This window comes from Variovorax sp. CCNWLW235 (assembly GCF_037204085.1).
Classification (GTDB): Bacteria; Pseudomonadota; Gammaproteobacteria; order Burkholderiales; family Burkholderiaceae_C; genus Variovorax.
This window is the reverse complement of sequence record NZ_JBBCBW010000002.1, coordinates 413587-429950: the sequence shown is the minus strand read 5'-3', so window position 1 is coordinate 429950 and position 16364 is coordinate 413587. Positions and strand designations below refer to the sequence as shown.

The following is a 16364-nucleotide window of genomic DNA, read 5'->3' as shown; positions in this document are numbered from 1 at the left end:
CGGCGCTGGCGCGTGCTTACAATCCCGCCCACAAATCAGCCAGCGACACATGTTGGCTGGTTTTTTGCTTATCAAGCCAAGGTGCCAAACCGGTGCCACGGTGGGTGAATGGCACCCTGCAACGGTGCAATAAATAGGAACGCGTTATGGAAATATTGCTGCAGCAGATCATCAACGGTCTGGTCCTCGGCAGCATGTATGCCTTGATAGCCTTGGGCTACACAATGGTGTACGGCATCATCAATCTGATCAACTTTGCGCACGGCGAAGTGCTGATGGTGGGGGCGCTTACGAGCTGGACCATCATCGGGCTCATGCAGGAATCGATGCCCGGCACGCCCGGCTGGTTGATCCTCATCATCTCGCTGGTCATTGCCTGCGTGGTGGCCGCCACGCTCAACTTCGTGATCGAGAAGGTCGCCTACCGGCCCCTTCGCAACAGCCCCAAGCTGGCGCCGCTCATCACTGCCATCGGCATGTCGATCCTGCTGCAGACGCTGGCAATGATCATCTGGAAGCCCACCAACAAGGCCTATCCCAACCTGCTGTCGACCACGCCCATCGAGGTGGGCGGCGCAGTGATCTCGCCCACGCAGGTCATGATCCTGAGCGTCACGGCGTTCTCGCTCGTGGTGCTGATGTGGCTGGTCAACTACACCAAGCTCGGCCGCGCCATGCGCGCCACCGCCGAGAACCCGCGCGTCGCGGCGCTCATGGGCATCCGCCCCGACATGGTCATTTCGGCCACGTTCATCATCGGCGCCGTGCTCGCGGCCATTGCCGGCGTCATGTACGCCTCGAACTACGGCATTGCGCAGCACGCCATGGGCTTCCTGCCCGGCCTCAAGGCCTTCACCGCGGCAGTGTTCGGCGGCATCGGCAACCTGGCCGGCGCGGTGGTCGGCGGCATCCTGCTCGGGTTGATCGAAGCCATCGGCTCCGGCTACATCGGTGCCATCACCGGCGGCGTGCTCGGCAGCAACTACAGCGACATCTTCGCTTTCATTGTGTTGATCGTCATGCTCACGCTGCGGCCCTCGGGCCTGCTCGGCGAACGCGTGGCGGATCGGGCCTGAGGAGCAGCACACCATGAAGAACAGCAAGAACCTCGCTCTCTACATCCTCGGCGTCGTCGCGGTGCTCGCACTGCCGATCTTTCTGCAAAGCCAGGGCAATGCCTGGGTGCGCATCGCCGATATCGCATTGCTCTACGTGATGCTGGCGCTCGGCCTGAACATCGTCGTCGGCTACGCCGGCCTGCTCGACCTGGGCTACGTTGCCTTCTTTGCCGTGGGCGCGTACCTCTTCGCGCTCATGGGCTCGTCGCACCTTTCGGACACCTTCCCGTGGTTCAAGGCCATGTTCCCGAACGGGCTGCACACCTCGCTGCTCATCGTGATACCGCTGGCTTTGGTGGTGGCGGGGGTGCTCGGCGTGATGCTCGGGGCGCCCACGCTCAAGCTGCGCGGCGACTACCTGGCCATCGTGACGCTCGGCTTCGGCGAAATCATCCGGGTGTTCCTGAACAACCTCGACCAGCCGATCAACATCACCAACGGACCCAAGGGCATCACCGCCATCGACTCCATCAAGTTCTGGGGGCTCGACCTCGGCAAGGCATGGAAGTTCGACGGCTTCACGATCTCGTCGGTCACGCTCTACTACTACCTGTTCCTCGCGCTGGTGATCGCCACGATCATCATTTCGCACCGCCTGCAGATCTCCCGCATCGGACGAGCCTGGATGGCCATCCGCGAAGACGAGATTGCCGCCAAGGCGATGGGCATCAACACCCGCAACATGAAGCTGCTGGCTTTCGGCATGGGCGCCAGCTTCGGCGGCGTGTCGGGCGCCATGTTCGCTGCCTTCCAGGGCTTCGTGTCGCCCGAATCGTTCAGCCTCATGGAGTCGGTGATGATCGTCGCCATGGTGGTGCTGGGCGGCATCGGCCACCTGCCGGGCGTGATTCTCGGCGCCGTGCTGCTGGCCGCCTTGCCCGAAGTGCTGCGCTACGTGGCCGGCCCGCTGCAGGCGATGACCGACGGCCGCCTCGACGCGTCCATCCTGCGCCAGCTCTTCATTGCGCTGGCCATGATCGTCATCATGCTGATGCGTCCGCGCGGCCTCTGGCCTTCGCCCGAGCACGGCAAGACCTTGCAGCGCAAGGGCGTGGCCCCGGATGCCCCCGTGGCCCCGGGCTCGCTCCAGACCCACGCGCCCGGCATCGAGACACCCGCCGACGAGTTGCCGGGTGCGGCTTCGCGTCCCATGTCGATCAATCCGTGAGCCGAAGGAAACAATCAACATGACGACAGACACCATCCTCGACGTTCGCGGAATTTCCAAGCGCTTCGGCGGCCTGCAGGCGCTTTCCGACGTCGGCATCACCATCAAGCGCGGCCAGGTCTATGGCCTGATCGGCCCCAACGGCGCCGGCAAGACCACGTTCTTCAACGTGATCACCGGGCTCTACACGCCCGACAGCGGCAGCTTCGAACTGGCCGGCAAGCCCTACCAGCCCACGGCCGTGCACGAAGTGGCCAAGGCCGGCATTGCGCGCACCTTCCAGAACATTCGCCTGTTCTCCGAAATGACGGCGCTCGAGAACGTCATGGTCGGCCGCCACATCCGCACCCATTCGGGCGTGTTCGGCGCCATGCTGCGCACGCGTTCGTTCAAGGCCGAGGAAAAGGCCATTGCCGACCGCGCACAAGAGCTGCTCGACTACGTGGGCATCGGCAAGTTTGCCGACTACAAGGCGCGCACGCTCTCGTACGGCGACCAGCGCCGCCTCGAAATTGCGCGCGCACTGGCCACCGATCCGCAACTCATCGCGCTCGACGAGCCCGCCGCCGGCATGAACTCGACCGAGAAGGTGCTGCTGCGCGAACTGATCGACCGCATCCGCAAGGACGACCGGACCATCCTGATCATCGAACACGACGTCAAGCTCATCATGGGCCTGTGCGACCGCGTCACCGTGCTCGACTACGGCAAGCAGATTGCCGAAGGCACGCCCTACGACGTGCAGAAGAACGAGAAGGTGATCGAGGCTTACCTCGGCACCGGAGGACACTGAAATGACGACGATGACGAGCGCAGAAGAAACAACCACCGCCACCCCGCCGAAGACCGCCGCCAATGCCCCAGGCAAGACGCTGCTCAAGGTCAGTGGCCTGAAGGTCGGCTACGGCGGCATCCAGGCCGTCAAGGGCGTGGACTTCGAGGTCCACGAAGGCGAGCTGGTGTCGCTCATCGGCTCCAACGGCGCCGGCAAGACCACCACCATGAAGGCGATCACCGGCACGCTGCCGGCGGGCGCCGGCAGCATCGAGTTCCTGGGCCGCAACATCAAGGGCCGCGGGGCGTGGGACCTGGTCAGCGAGGGCCTCGTGATGGTGCCCGAAGGCCGCGGCGTGTTCACGCGAATGACGATCACGGAGAACCTGCAGATCGGCGCCTATATCCGCAAGGACAAGGCCGAGATCGCCAGCGACATGGAGCGGGTGTTCGTGACCTTCCCGCGCCTGCGCGAGCGCAAGGACCAGCTCGCGGGCACGATGTCGGGCGGCGAGCAGCAGATGCTGGCGATGGGCCGCGCGCTCATGGCGCGCCCCAAGGTGCTGCTGCTCGACGAGCCCACCATGGGCCTGTCGCCCATCATGTGCGACAAGATCTTCGAGGTGGTGCAAACCGTGGCCGCGCAGGGGGTGACCATTCTGCTGGTGGAGCAGAACGCCAATCGCGCACTGCAGCTGGCCGACCGCGGCTACGTGATGGAGTCCGGGCTCATCACCATGACGGGCGACGCGAAAGAACTGCTGCGCGACCCGCGCGTGCGGGCCGCCTACCTGGGCGAATAGCCGGCAAAGGCCGCGAGGGTCAGTCGACCCTTGCGCCGGTGGCCTTCACCACGGCTTCGTACTTGGAGAGCTCGCTCTTCATGAACGCGCCGAACTGTTCCGGCGAGCTGGCCACCGGCTCAGCCAGCAGCGTGGCAAAACGGGTCTTCGTTTCCGGTGCATTCAGCGCCGCCACAAAGGCCTGGTTGAGCTTTGCGAGCACGTCGTGCGGCGTGCCGGCAGGCGCAACCAGCCCCCACCAGGTGTCGATCGAAAAGCCCTTGAGCGTGTCGGCCACGGGCGGCACGTCGGGCATGGCGCTGCTGCGCTGCAAGGTGGTCACGGCAATGGCCTTGAGCTTGCCCGAGCGGATGTTCGGCGCTGCCGTGGCAAGGTTGTCAAAGTTGAAGTCGACCTGGCCCGACAGCAGGGCCAACTGCGCCGGATTGCCGCCGTTGTAAGGAATGTGCAGCGCAAAAATGCCCGCCTGCTTCTTGAACAGCTCGCCCGCCAGGTGCCCGGCGCTGCCGTTGCCGCCGCTGCCGTAGTTGAGCTTGGCCGGGTTGGCCTTGGCGTAGCGGATCAGGTCGGCCACGGTGTTGATCTTCAGGCGCTGCGCCGTTTCGGCGTTCATCACCAGCACATTGGGTACGCGCACCATCTGCGTGACGGGCGCGAAGTCGCTGGCCGCATTGAACGGAATCTTGCTGTAGAGCCACGGATTGACCGCATGCGTTGCGGTGGCCGCAATGCCGATGGTGAGCCCGTCAGGCGCGGCCTTGGCCACAGCGTCGGCGCCGATGTTGCCGCCCGCGCCGGGCTTGTTGTCGATGATGACCGTGCCCAGGCTGTCTTTTACGCGCTCGGCCAGGATGCGGGCCGTCACGTCGATCGGGCCGCCCGCGGCGTACGGCACCACAAGGCGAATGGGGCGCTGCTGCTGCGCTGCGGCTTGGCCGGTGGCAAGCAGTGCGGCGGCGCTCGCGAGCAGGGTGAAGAGGAAGTGTCTCGTTTTCATTTTTTTGTGTGGTCCAAGGGAGGCAGGCCGATCAGGGCAGCGCCTTGTCGGCCTCGGTGGTGAACGCGTCGGCAAAGAACTCTTCTTCGGGCAGGCCGGCCAGCGCCACGTAGTCGTGCTTGGCGGAGTCGACCACGATCGGCGCGCCGCAGGCGTACACCTGGTGGCCTGAGAGGTCGGCAAAGTCTTCCAGCACCGCGCGGTGCACGAAGCCCGTGCGGCCGGTCCAGTTGTCTTCGGGCGTGGCGTTGGACACGACCGGCACGTAGCGCAGGTTCGGCATTTCCGCGAGTTGCTCGCGCAGCCAGGCGTCCATGTACAGGTCTTCGGGCCGGCGGCCACCCCAGTAGAGCGAGGCCGGCCGGTCGATGCCCTTGAACTTCATGTGTTCGAGCAGCGCCTTGATGGGCGCGAAGCCCGTGCCGGAGGCCAGCAGGATCATCGGCTTGCTGGAGTCTTCACGCAGGAAGAAGCTGCCGTAGGGGCCTTCGATGCGAAGGATTTCCTTTTCCTTCATCACGCCGAACACGTGGTCCGTGAACTTGCCGCCCGGCAAATGTCGCAGGTGCAGTTCGATGCCCGTGCCGGGTTCGCCCAGGGTGTGCGGCGCATTCGCCATCGAATAGCTGCGGCGTGCGCCGTCGCGCAGGATGAACTCCACGTACTGGCCGGCATGGAACTGCAGCGGCTCTCCCGCCGGCAGCTGCAGGCGCAGCTTCATCACGTCGTGCGACAGGCGCGTGAGTGCCAGCACCCGCACGGGCATCTTGCGGATCGGAAAAGCACCGGCTTCCGTGACTTGGCGCGATTCGAGCACCACGTCGGTCTTGGCATGGGCGCAGCAGGTGAGCACGAAGCCGGCCAGCTGCTCCTCGGCGCTCAGGGCCTTGCTCTGGTGCGGGCCAAGTTCCACCTCGCCCGAGAGCTTCTTGCACTTGCAAGAGCCGCAGGCGCCGTCCTTGCAGCCATAGGGGAGGCCAATGCCTTGCCGGATGCCGGCCGCGAGAATGGTTTCGTCGCCATGCACCACGAAATGACGCCCGCTGGGCTCGACGGTGATGGAAAAGCCCGCGTCATGCGGCGATGCAACAGTCATCGGTATTCTTCGGCTTGTTTCAGCCTGGAGCAGAAAAGAGAAAAAGGGAAAGGAACCCGGATTTTGCCTTCAATCAATAGCCCTTCCGGCGCGCTGCCGGCGCGCTTTCGCCGCGAACGCCTGCTCATTGTCGGTTGCGGAGACGTCGGCCAGCGCGTGGCCCGCGATCTGCGCGGCCGCATGCAGCTGGTGGCGCTCACTTCATCGGCTGAGCGGGTGCAGGCGCTGCGGGCGGCCGGCATCCGTCCGCTCGTGGGCAATCTCGACGACCCGGCCACGCTTCGCCGGCTGGCTGGCGTGGCCACCCGCGTGCTGCACCTGGCCCCTCCGGCGCGCGACGGCGGTGCGGCCTGGTGGCGCGACCAGCGCACCACCGCGCTGGCACGCGCGCTGCGGCTGCGTTCCACGCCGCTCGCGTTCGTCTATGGTTCCACCAGCGGGGTTTACGGGGACTGCGGCGGTGCGCGCGTGAGCGAAACACGCGCCGTGCGGCCCGACACGCCCCGCGCCCACCGCCGCGTGGATGCCGAGCGCGCCGTGCGCTGGCTCGGCCGCAGCGCGGGCGTGCGCGCGAGCATCCTGCGCATTCCGGGCATCTACGCGCCCGACCGGGAGGGCGGCACACCGCGCCAGCGGCTGCAGCGCGGCACGCCCGTGCTACGGCGCGAGGACGACGTGTTCACCAGCCACATCCACGCCGACGATCTTGCGCGTGCCTGCGTGGCGGCGCTGTTCCGGGGCCGGCCGCAGCGCATCGTGCACGCCGCCGACGACACCGAACTGCGCATGGGCGACTACATCGACCTGGCCGCCGACATGTACGGCATGCCCCGCCCGCCGCGCGTGGCGCGTGACGAAGCCGAGCGCCAGTTGCCGCTGCAATTGCTGAGTTTCATGGGGGAATCGCGCCGGCTCGACAACACGCGCCTCAAACGCGAACTGCGCGTGCGGCTTGCGCACCCGACGGTGCATACGGGGCTGCGCGAGGCGGCCTGATGCGCGTCAAAAATATGGTGCCCGGGGCCGGAATCGAACCGGCACACCTTTCGGTGGGGGATTTTGAGTCCCCTGCGTCTACCAATTTCACCACCCGGGCACATCCGGAAGGAAGCCCAAAATTATGGCACAGTGGCTGCCATGAATTATCCGACGATCGAAGACGCCATCGGCAAGACCCCCCTGGTGGCACTGCAACGCATCGATGCCGCCGAAAACGCCAAGCGCGGCAACGTGATCCTCGGCAAGCTGGAAGGCAACAATCCCGCGGGTTCGGTCAAAGACCGGCCCGCCCTCTCGATGATCAAGCGCGCCGAGGAGCGCGGTGAAATCAAGCCTGGCGACACGCTGATCGAAGCCACCTCGGGCAACACCGGTATCGCGCTGGCCATGGCTGCGGCCATCAAGGGCTACCGCATGGTGCTGATCATGCCGGAGGACCTGTCCGTGGAACGCGCCCAGACCATGAAGGCCTTCGGCGCCGAACTGGTGCTCACGCCCAAGAGCGGCGGCATGGAATACGCGCGAGACCTCGCCGAGCAGATGGTGGCGCAAGGCAAGGGCCGGGTGCTCGACCAGTTCGCCAACGCCGACAACCCGCGCATTCACTACGAGACCACCGGCCCCGAGATCTGGGCCGACACCAAGGGCAAGATCACGCATTTCGTGAGCGCCATGGGCACCACCGGCACCATCACCGGCGTTTCGCGCTTCCTCAAAGAGAAGAACTCCGCGGTGCGCATCATCGGCGCGCAGCCGGCCGAAGGCTCGCGCATTCCGGGCATTCGCAAATGGCCGACCGAATACCTGCCCAAGATCTACGACGCGAGCCGGGTCGATGAAGAAATCAGCGTGAGCCAGGACAACGCCGAAGAAATGTGCCGGCGCCTAGCGCGCGAAGAGGGCATCTTCGGCGGCATTTCCGCGGCCGGTGCGCTGTGGGTGGCGCTCGAGGTCGCGAAGACGGTCGAAAACGCCACCATCGTGTTCGTGGTGTGCGACCGCGGCGACCGGTATCTTTCGACCGGCGTGTTCCCCGCCTGACAGAAGTCCATGCCCCATCCCAAGTTCTGCCAGGCCTGCGCCACGCCGCTCGAATGGATCGCATTGATGGAAGACGGCGGCGCCAAGGAGCGCCTGCGTTGCCCCAACTGCGGCCACACCCACTGGAACAACCCCACGCCCGTGCTCGCGGCCATCGTCGAATACCACGGCCAGGTGCTGCTGGCGCGAAACGCCGCCTGGCCGGTGAAGATGTACGCACTGATCACCGGCTTCATGGAGGCCGGTGAAACGCCTGAGGAAGGCATTGCGCGCGAGGTGAAGGAAGAAACCAACCTCGACGTGAGCGCGACCAAGCTCGTGGGCGCGTACGACTTCCAGCGCATGAACCAGATCATCATCGCGTACCACGTGGTGGCCGACGGCGAGGTGAAGCTCTCGCCCGAGTTGCTGGACTATCGCCTCTACGACTTGCCCGATCTCAAGTGCTGGCCCGCGGGCACCGGCTATGCGCTGGCCGACTGGCTGCGCACCCGGGGGCACGAGCCGGTGTTCTTTACCGCGGCGGAAAACGAAGAGCGGCGGCGCGGCCTGAACTTGCCGCCCGAGGAGCCGAAGCATGCAAATTGATCGCGAACTCGACACGCGGGGCCTGAACTGCCCGCTGCCCATTCTCAAGGCGAAGAAATCGCTCAACGACATGGCCAGCGGCCAGCTGCTGAAGGTGGTGTCGACCGACCCCGGCTCGCTGCGCGACTTTCAGGCCTTTTCGCGGCAAACCGGCAATGAGCTGGTCGAGCAGCAGACCGTCGGCAGCGATTTCATCCACGTGCTGAAGCGGCGCTGAGCAGCAAAAGCTGACCGGCAAAAGAAAAGGGCCCCGTGGGGCCCTTTCTTCTTTCAGAGCTCCAGGCTCTTGAGGTATTCGCGGAATTGCGCGCCCACCTCGGGGTGCGCCAGCGCAAGCTCGACGGAAGCTTGCAGAAAGCCTTCCTTGCTACCGCAGTCGTAGCGGATGCCCTTGTAGGCATAGGCGTAGACCGATTCCTTCTTCATCAACGACGCGATGCCATCGGTGAGTTGGATCTCGCCGCCCGCGCCCTTGGGTTGGTTGCGGATTTCGTCGAACACGCCGGGCGTGAGGATGTAGCGGCCCGCCACGCCAAGGCGCGAAGGTGCCTTGTCGGGCGATGGCTTCTCGATCATGCGGTCGACCTTCACGAGATCGTCGCCGATGGATTCGCCCGCCACGATGCCGTAGCGCTTCACGTGTTCGAGCGGCACTTCCTGCACTGCCAGCACCGAGGCGCCCAGCTTGCCGAAGGCGGCCGTCATCTGCGCGAGCACCGGAGCGCCACCCACCGGGCCGACCATCAAGTCGTCGGCCAGCAGCACGGCAAAGGGTTCGTTGCCGACCAGGTGTTCGGCGCACAGCACCGCATGGCCAAGGCCCAGCATGCGCGGTTGGCGCACGTAGGAGCAGGTCATGTCGTCGGGCATGACGGAGCGCGCAATTTCGAGCAATGCGTGCTTGCCGCTGGCTTCGAGCTGGCTCTCGAGTTCGTAGGCGGTGTCGTAGTGGTCTTCGATGGCACGTTTGTTTCGGCCAGTTACGAAAATCATGTCGCGAATGCCCGCCGCGTAGGCTTCCTCAACCGCGTATTGGATGAGTGGCTTGTCGACAACGGGCAGCATTTCCTTTGGCTGCGCCTTGGTGGCGGGCAGAAAGCGGGTGCCGAAACCTGCAACAGGAAATACGGCCTTGCGGATGCGTGTCGAGGGAGTGGGCATGGACAAATTGGGCGTCGGTTCGTTCGGTTGAAGAAGAAGGTTTTACAGTCAACGGCGGCGCAAAAAGCCGCCGTTGCCATGCTAAACCCAGGCCCGATCCATGTGTGTCAGCCGAGGCGCCTAAGCTGTTCGCCCAAACGCTCCAGCATCGCCGTGAAGTCAGCCAGACGTTTACGTTCCTGCTCGATCACGGCGGGCGGTGCCTTAGCTACAAAGGCCTCATTTCCCAGCTTGCTGTTCACTTTGAGGATCTCGCCCTCGATGCGAGCAATTTCCTTGCCGATGCGCGCACGTTCGGCGGCTTTGTCGATTTCCATGTGCAGGCACAGGCGTGCCGAGCCGACCACGGCCACGGGCGCCGCTTCGGCCGCGGCAGACCATGAAGCCTCGTCGTCGAAGACCTTCACTTCCTTGAGCTTGGCCAGCGCCTGCAGCACCGGCGCCGCATCGCGCAGGAAAGCCGCGCCTTCGGCATCGTCGGCCACCGCATAAAGGGGCAGGCGCACCGCGGGCGACACATTCATTTCGCCGCGCAGGGTGCGGCAGGCATCGACCAGCGCCTTCAGCCGCGCCACATGCGCCTCGGCCGCTTCGTCGATCTTTTCGGGCTGGCTCTTCGGATACGCCGCCACCATGATCGAGTCGCCCTCGCGCCCGGCCACGGGCGCAACCTTCTGCCACAGCTCTTCGGTGATGAACGGAATCACCGGATGAGCTAGCCGCAGCAGCGCTTCGAGCGTGCGGATCAGCGTGCGGCGCGTGGCGCGCTTTTGCGAGTCGTCCCCGGTCTGGATCTGCACCTTGGCAATCTCCAGGTACCAGTCGCAGAACTCGTCCCATGCAAACTGGTAGATGGCGTTGGCTACGTTGTCGAGCCGGTACTCCTCGAAGCCCTTGGCCACTTCGGCTTCGACGCGCTGCAGCTGCGAGGCGATCCAGAAGTCGGCGCGGCTGAATTTCAGGTAGCCGTGGGCCGGGCCGCCGACCGCGCACTCTTCCTTGGTGTGCTCGCGAAGGCCGCAATCCTGGCCCTCGCAATTCATCAGCACGAAGCGCGTGGCATTCCAGAGCTTGTTGCAGAAGTTGCGGTAGCCCTCGCAGCGCTTGCTGTCGAAGTTGATGCTGCGTCCCAGCGATGCGAGCGACGCGAAGGTAAAGCGCAGCGCATCGGCGCCGAACGCCGGAATGCCGTCCGGAAATTCTTTCTGCGTGTTCTTGCGCACCGCGGGCGCGGTCTCGGGCTTGCGCAGGCCCTGCGTGCGCTTGTCGAGCAGCTCGGGCAGCGCAATGCCGTCGATCAGGTCCACCGGGTCGAGCACGTTGCCTTCGGACTTGCTCATCTTCTTGCCCTGCGCATCGCGCACCAGGCCGTGGATGTACACGTCCCTGAACGGCACCTTGCCGGTGAAATGCTTGGTCATCATGATCATCCGGGCGACCCAGAAGAAGATGATGTCGTAGCCCGTTACCAGCACGCTCGAGGGCAGGTACAGCTCCAGGTCCTTGGTCTTTTCGGGCCAGCCGAGAGAAGAGAAGGGCACCAGCGCCGACGAATACCAGGTGTCGAGCACGTCTTCGTCGCGGCGCAGCTTCTTGCCCTGTGCCTTGGCCTCGGCCTCCGCCTCGTCGTGCGCCACGTACACATTGCCTTCGTCGTCGTACCAGGCCGGAATCTGGTGGCCCCACCAGAGCTGGCGCGAAATGGTCCAGTCCTGGATGTTCTCCATCCAGTGGTTGTAGGTGTTGACCCAGTTCTCGGGCACGAAGCGCACCTCGCCGGTCTTCACCACGTCGATGGCCTTCTGCGCGATCGAGGTGCCGTCGGCACCCGGCCGCGTCATGGCCACGTACCACTGGTCGGTGAGCATCGGCTCGACGATGGCGCCAGAGCGCGCGCAGCGCGGCACCATCAGCTTGTGCTTCTTCACCTCGACCATGAGGCCGAGCGCCTCCAGGTCGGCCACGATGGCCTTGCGCGCCACGAAGCGGTCCATGCCGCGGTACTTCTCGGGCGCGTTGTCGTTGATGGTCGCATCGAGCGTCAGGATGCCGATCAGCTCGAGCTTGTGCCGCTGGCCCACGGCGTAGTCGTTGTAGTCGTGCGCGGGCGTCACCTTGACCACGCCGGTGCCAAATTCCTTGTCGACGTAGTCGTCGGCAATGATGGGGATCAGACGGTCCACCAGCGGCAGCTTCACGCGCTGGCCGATCAGGTGCTTGTAGCGTTCGTCTTCGGGGTGAACCATCACGGCCGTGTCGCCCAGCATGGTTTCAGGGCGGGTGGTGGCAACAGTGAGCGTGCCGCTGCCGTCCTCGAGCGGATAGGCGATGTGCCAGAGCGAGCCGTCTTCCTCTTCGCTTTCGACTTCGAGGTCGCTCACCGATGTCTTGAGCACCGGGTCCCAGTTGCCCAGGCGCTTGCCGCGGTAGATCAGGCCTTCTTCATACAGCGAGACGAAGGTTTGCGTGACCACCTTCGACAGGTCTTCGTCCATCGTGAAGTATTCGCGGCTCCAGTCGACCGTGTCGCCCATGCGGCGCATCTGGCCGGTGATGGTGTTGCCGCTCTTTTCCTTCCACTCCCACACCTTGGCAACGAAGTTCTTGCGCGCCTCGGCGGGCGTGGGGCCCATGTCGTGCCGGCTGATCTTCTGTTCCTGCAGCTGCCGCTCCACCACGATCTGCGTTGCGATGCCCGCATGGTCGGTGCCCGGCACCCACAGCGTGTTGTCGCCCTTCATGCGGTGGTAGCGCGTGAGGCTGTCCATGATGGTCTGGTTGAACGCATGCCCCATGTGCAGCGTGCCCGTCACGTTGGGCGGCGGCAGCTGGATGGCGAAGGAATCGGCGCCTTCCTTGGGCTGCTGGGTGCCGCGGAAGCCTGCCTTGGCATAGCCGCGCTTTTCCCACTCCGGGCCCCAGTGCGCCTCGATGGCGGCGGGTTCGAACGATTTGGACAGGCTGTCCAGTCCAGGTTGGGCGGTGGGAGTGGTGGATTCGCTCATGGGGAGAATGCAAAACGGCACCCGCGGGTGCCGTCGGTCACAGGGTGGGAATGGCGGCGATTTTACCGGGGAGGTACCCCGTCATCGGCGCGCCCGATAATTCCGCGAATGCTGTTTCTGCTCTCCCCTGCGAAGTCGCTCGACTACGACACGCCCGTTCCCGATGAAATCCCCGCCACCAAACCCCATTTCGAGGCCCCCCGCGGCCCGTCGGCCGAACTGATCAAGCTGCTGCGCGAGAAGTCGCCGCAGCAGATCTCGGAGCTCATGCACCTGTCGGACAAGCTCTCCACCCTCAACGTGGCCCGCTACCACGCCTGGGCCGGTAAAAGCACGCCAAAAAACGCCCGCCAGGCCGCCTTCGCGTTCGATGGCGACGTGTACGGCGGTCTCGATGCCCGGTCGCTCACGCCCGCTCAGCTGGAGTGGGCGCAGGAGCATGTCTGCATCCTGAGCGGTCTCTACGGCCTGCTGCGCCCGCTCGATCTGTTGCAGCCCTACCGGCTCGAGATGGGCACGCCGCTTGCCAACAAGCATGGCAAGGACCTGTATGCCTTCTGGGGCTCGCGCATTGCAGAGCACTTGAATGAGCGCTTGGCGGCAGACCGCACGCCCGTGGTGGTCAACGTCGCCTCGCAGGAATACTTCCGGTCGGTCGACCTGAAGGTGCTCAAGGCGCGCGTGGTCGAATGCGTGTTCGAGGAATGGAAGGGCGACAGGTACAAGATCGTGAGCTTCTACGCCAAGCGCGCCCGCGGCCTGCTGGCGCGCTGGGCGGTGCTGCACAAGGCCGCCACGCCCAAGGCGCTGGAAAAATTCGATCTCGAAGGTTATGGTTTCGACGCCGAGGCCTCGACGGCCGAAAAGCTGGTGTTCAGAAGGAAGACTTGATATGTCACAGGCGATCAGTCCCGAGCTGAGGGAATGGCTGGTGTCGCAGCTCGCGGCGGGGCATTCGGTGCCCGCGCTGCGCGCCTCGATGCGCGCCGCCGGCTGGCAGGACGCCGCCACCGACCTCGCGCTGGCGCAGCTCGAGGCTGGGTTCCCTCATGTGGAAGTTTCCAAGCCGCGCCGCACCGACATGCCCGGCCCCAACCTGGAAGGTGCGCCGCTCTACATCGATGCCGGCGACCGGCGCGTTCAGGTGCTGCACACCATGCAGCATCCACGCGTGGTCGTCTTCGGCAACCTCTTGTCGCCCGAAGAGTGCGAAGGCCTGATTGCCGCCGCGCGGGTGCGGCTCGCGCGCTCGCTCACGGTTGAAACCCGCACCGGCGGCGAGGTGCTGAACGTCGATCGCACCAGCGACGGCATGTTCTTCGAGCGCGGTGAAAACGAAATCGTCGCGCGCCTCGAGCAGCGCATTGCCGCGCTGCTGCGCTGGCCGGTGGAGTTTGGCGAGGGCCTGCAGATCCTGCGCTACGCACCCGGTGCGCAGTACCGCCCGCACTACGACTACTTCGACCCCGGCGAGCCGGGCACGCCCACCATTCTCAAGCGCGGCGGCCAGCGCGTGGCCACGCTGGTCATGTACCTGCAGGAGCCCGAGCAGGGCGGCGCCACCACCTTCCCGGATGTCGGCCTGGAAGTGGCGCCCGTGCGCGGCACAGGCGTTTTCTTCAGCTACGACGAACCCGACCCCGCCACCCGCACGCTGCACGGCGGCGCACCGGTGCTCGCGGGCGAGAAGTGGGTGGCCACCAAGTGGCTGCGCGAACGCGAATTCAAATAAAACGAACCCATGAAGCTCCAAGCCAACGGATTGCAGATCGAGGTCGAAGACACCGGCGGCGAAGGGCGCCCGGTCGCCTTGCTCATCATGGGCCTGGGCATGCAGCTCGTCGGCTGGCCGCAGCCTTTTGTGCAGGGCCTAGTGGATGCGGGTTTTCGCGTGGTGCGCCACGACAACCGCGACATCGGCCTGAGCCAGGGCTTCGACCATGCAGGCACCGGCAACATCGTGTGGGAAAGCATCCGCCAGCGCCTCGGCCTGCAGGTGCGTTCGGCCTACACGCTGCAAGACATGGCGCGCGATTCGCTGGGCGTGCTCGACGCGCTGGGTATCAAGCAGGCGCACGTCATTGGCGCCTCGATGGGCGGCATGATCGCGCAGCACCTGGCCGCCGCTGCACCCGACCGCGTGACCCGCCTCGTGAGCATCATGAGCTCGAGCGGCGCGCGCGGCCTGCCCGGGCCCCGTAGCGACGTTGCCGCCATGCTGCTGCGCCGCCCGCTGGGCGGCGGCGAGGCCGAACTGGTGGCCCACAGCGTCAAGCTGCTCAGGCTCATCCAGAGCCCCGCCTACCCGCAAAGCACCGAAGAGCTGTCCGAGCGCCTGACCTTCAGCATGCGCCGCGCCTACCGCCCGGCCGGCATGTTCCGCCAGATGCTCGCGATTGGCGCCGATTCGCGCCGGCCCGAAGTGCTGCCGCGCATCAAATGCCCGACGCTGGTGCTGCATGGCGAAGCCGATGCGCTGGTGCCGATGGTCTGCGGGCAAGACACCGCCAAGCGAATTCCCGGCTCGAAATTCATCAGCATTCCCGGCATGGGCCACGACCTGCCGCCCGAGGTGTGCGCCATCCTCGTCAATCACATCGCCCCGTTTCTGCACGCGGCCGAAGAACACCACAAGCCATGAGCCTGGACAACATTCCCCCCAACCCGAACCCGAACACGCCCGAGCAGTCGCAACTGGGCCGCGCCTCGGCCTATGCGGACAAGTACGACCCCTCGCTGCTTTTTCCGATTGCGCGCGCCACCCAGCGCGAGGCCATGGGCATTGCCGCCGGCGCGCTGCCTTTCTTCGGCGCCGATCTCTGGACCGCATTCGAAGTGAGCTGGCTCAACCTGCGCGGCAAGCCGCAGCTGGCCATTGCGCACTTCACCATTCCCTGCGAAACGCCCAACATCATCGAGAGCAAGTCGTTCAAGCTGTACCTCAACAGCTTCAACAGCACCGCTTTTGCAAGCATCGATGCCGTGCGTGACCTCATGCGCACCGACCTGACCGAGGCGCTCTGGCGCGGCAGCGACCAATCCGCCGGCATTGGCGTGAAGCTGCTCGCGCCCGACATGTTCGACCGCGAGCCCGTGCATGAACTCGACGGGCTCGACCTCGACCGGCTCGACATCGAGTGCACCCACTACCAGCCCGCGCCCGAGCTGCTGTCGAGCGACGCCACCCAGCCGCCGGTGAACGAAACGCTCACCAGCCGCCTGCTCAAGAGCAATTGCCTCGTTACCGGGCAGCCCGACTGGGGCAGCGTGCAGATCCGCTACAGCGGGCCCGCCATCGACCAGGCCGGCCTGCTGGCGTACATCGTGAGCTTTCGCAACCACAACGAGTTTCACGAGCCGTGTGCCGAGCGCATCTTCACGGACATCTGGAACCGCTGCAAACCGAACAAGCTTGCGGTGTATGCGCGCTACACGCGGCGCGGCGGGCTCGACATCAATCCATTTCGCACCAGCTGGCCGCAGGCGCTGCCGCCGAACATCCGCACCGCGCGGCAATAACGAAGAGGGCGCCGCCGAAGCCCCTCTTCGGAAATCCGGAACTCGCCAGCCGGCCCCTGTGGCATTCTGGAACTGCCCGTGAACTGCGGGCGGAT

At 65.3% G+C, this 16364-nt stretch carries 16 protein-coding genes and 1 tRNA gene; 12 read left to right on the top strand and 5 right to left on the bottom strand.

Annotated features, from left to right (window positions below; translation table 11 throughout):
• Positions 1 to 146 precede the first annotated feature (146 nt).
• The 4 genes from V9L21_RS04550 to V9L21_RS04535 are packed head-to-tail and all read left to right on the top strand — an operon-like array spanning position 147 to position 3863.
• Positions 147 to 1076: a branched-chain amino acid ABC transporter permease gene (locus tag V9L21_RS04550; RefSeq protein WP_126745652.1), complete on the top strand. Its 930-nt coding sequence runs from the start codon at positions 147 to 149 to the stop codon at positions 1074 to 1076.
• Between the two features lie 13 nt (positions 1077 to 1089).
• Entirely contained in the window at positions 1090 to 2286 is a 1197-nt protein-coding gene (locus V9L21_RS04545) for an ABC transporter permease subunit (RefSeq protein ID WP_157612705.1), read from the top strand.
• Between the two features lie 19 nt (positions 2287 to 2305).
• Positions 2306 to 3079 (top strand): ABC transporter ATP-binding protein, encoded by a 774-nt coding sequence (locus tag V9L21_RS04540; RefSeq protein WP_124957304.1) that lies wholly within the window; start codon positions 2306 to 2308, stop codon positions 3077 to 3079.
• A gap of 10 nt (positions 3080 to 3089) precedes the next feature.
• On the top strand, positions 3090 to 3863 hold the full coding sequence (locus tag V9L21_RS04535) for an ABC transporter ATP-binding protein (protein ID WP_207309959.1): 774 nt from the start codon (positions 3090 to 3092) through the stop codon (positions 3861 to 3863).
• A 19-nt stretch (positions 3864 to 3882) separates the two neighbouring features.
• Here V9L21_RS04535 and V9L21_RS04530 read toward each other — a convergent pair whose 3' ends face one another.
• The gene (locus V9L21_RS04530) at positions 3883 to 4860 is read right to left on the bottom strand and encodes a Bug family tripartite tricarboxylate transporter substrate binding protein (RefSeq protein ID WP_337309525.1); all 978 of its coding nucleotides are present in this window, start codon (positions 4858 to 4860) and stop codon (positions 3883 to 3885) included.
• A gap of 31 nt (positions 4861 to 4891) precedes the next feature.
• Positions 4892 to 5956 (bottom strand): CDP-6-deoxy-delta-3,4-glucoseen reductase, encoded by a 1065-nt coding sequence (locus V9L21_RS04525; RefSeq protein ID WP_337309523.1) that lies wholly within the window; start codon positions 5954 to 5956, stop codon positions 4892 to 4894.
• 63 nt (positions 5957 to 6019) lie between these two features.
• Between V9L21_RS04525 and V9L21_RS04520 the strand changes: the two genes are divergently transcribed.
• A complete protein-coding gene (locus V9L21_RS04520) occupies positions 6020 to 6952 on the top strand; it encodes an SDR family oxidoreductase (protein ID WP_337309521.1) in 933 nt (310 codons plus the stop codon).
• A 15-nt stretch (positions 6953 to 6967) separates the two neighbouring features.
• On the opposite strand, the gene V9L21_RS04515 is transcribed toward V9L21_RS04520, so the two are convergent.
• Positions 6968 to 7052: transfer RNA gene (locus tag V9L21_RS04515), tRNA-Leu, on the bottom strand.
• 41 nt (positions 7053 to 7093) lie between these two features.
• Here V9L21_RS04515 and cysM point away from each other — a divergent pair.
• The 3 genes from cysM to V9L21_RS04500 are packed head-to-tail and all read left to right on the top strand — an operon-like array spanning position 7094 to position 8801.
• A complete protein-coding gene (cysM, locus tag V9L21_RS04510) occupies positions 7094 to 7996 on the top strand; it encodes a cysteine synthase CysM (protein WP_337309519.1) in 903 nt (300 codons plus the stop codon).
• A gap of 9 nt (positions 7997 to 8005) precedes the next feature.
• The gene (locus V9L21_RS04505; RefSeq protein ID WP_337309517.1) at positions 8006 to 8584 is read left to right on the top strand and encodes an NUDIX domain-containing protein; all 579 of its coding nucleotides are present in this window, start codon (positions 8006 to 8008) and stop codon (positions 8582 to 8584) included.
• A complete protein-coding gene (locus V9L21_RS04500; RefSeq protein WP_126745659.1) occupies positions 8574 to 8801 on the top strand; it encodes a sulfurtransferase TusA family protein in 228 nt (75 codons plus the stop codon). Before V9L21_RS04505 ends, V9L21_RS04500 begins: the two co-directional genes overlap by 11 nt.
• Before the next feature lie 53 nt (positions 8802 to 8854).
• Here V9L21_RS04500 and galU read toward each other — a convergent pair whose 3' ends face one another.
• Together galU and V9L21_RS04490 are read right to left on the bottom strand one after the other, a co-directional pair.
• A complete protein-coding gene (gene galU / locus V9L21_RS04495) occupies positions 8855 to 9745 on the bottom strand; it encodes a UTP--glucose-1-phosphate uridylyltransferase GalU (RefSeq protein WP_258504589.1) in 891 nt (296 codons plus the stop codon).
• Between the two features lie 107 nt (positions 9746 to 9852).
• The gene (locus V9L21_RS04490; RefSeq protein ID WP_337309514.1) at positions 9853 to 12750 is read right to left on the bottom strand and encodes a valine--tRNA ligase; all 2898 of its coding nucleotides are present in this window, start codon (positions 12748 to 12750) and stop codon (positions 9853 to 9855) included.
• Positions 12751 to 12858: 108 nt separating this feature from the next.
• Between V9L21_RS04490 and yaaA the strand changes: the two genes are divergently transcribed.
• Genes yaaA through queF form a run of 4 tightly spaced genes read left to right on the top strand, consistent with a single transcriptional unit; the run spans position 12859 to position 16269 of the window.
• Entirely contained in the window at positions 12859 to 13641 is a 783-nt protein-coding gene (gene yaaA / locus V9L21_RS04485) for a peroxide stress protein YaaA (RefSeq protein WP_337309513.1), read from the top strand.
• Position 13642: 1 nt separating this feature from the next.
• Complete coding sequence (locus tag V9L21_RS04480; RefSeq protein WP_337309511.1) at positions 13643 to 14482, top strand: 2OG-Fe(II) oxygenase; 840 nt, start codon at positions 13643 to 13645, stop codon at positions 14480 to 14482.
• A 9-nt stretch (positions 14483 to 14491) separates the two neighbouring features.
• Entirely contained in the window at positions 14492 to 15391 is a 900-nt protein-coding gene (locus tag V9L21_RS04475) for an alpha/beta fold hydrolase (protein WP_337309509.1), read from the top strand.
• Positions 15388 to 16269, top strand: coding sequence for an NADPH-dependent 7-cyano-7-deazaguanine reductase QueF (queF, locus tag V9L21_RS04470; RefSeq protein ID WP_337309507.1), 882 nt, complete (start codon positions 15388 to 15390; stop codon positions 16267 to 16269). The genes V9L21_RS04475 and queF overlap by 4 nt, the downstream gene beginning before the upstream one ends.
• Positions 16270 to 16364: the final 95 nt, after the last annotated feature.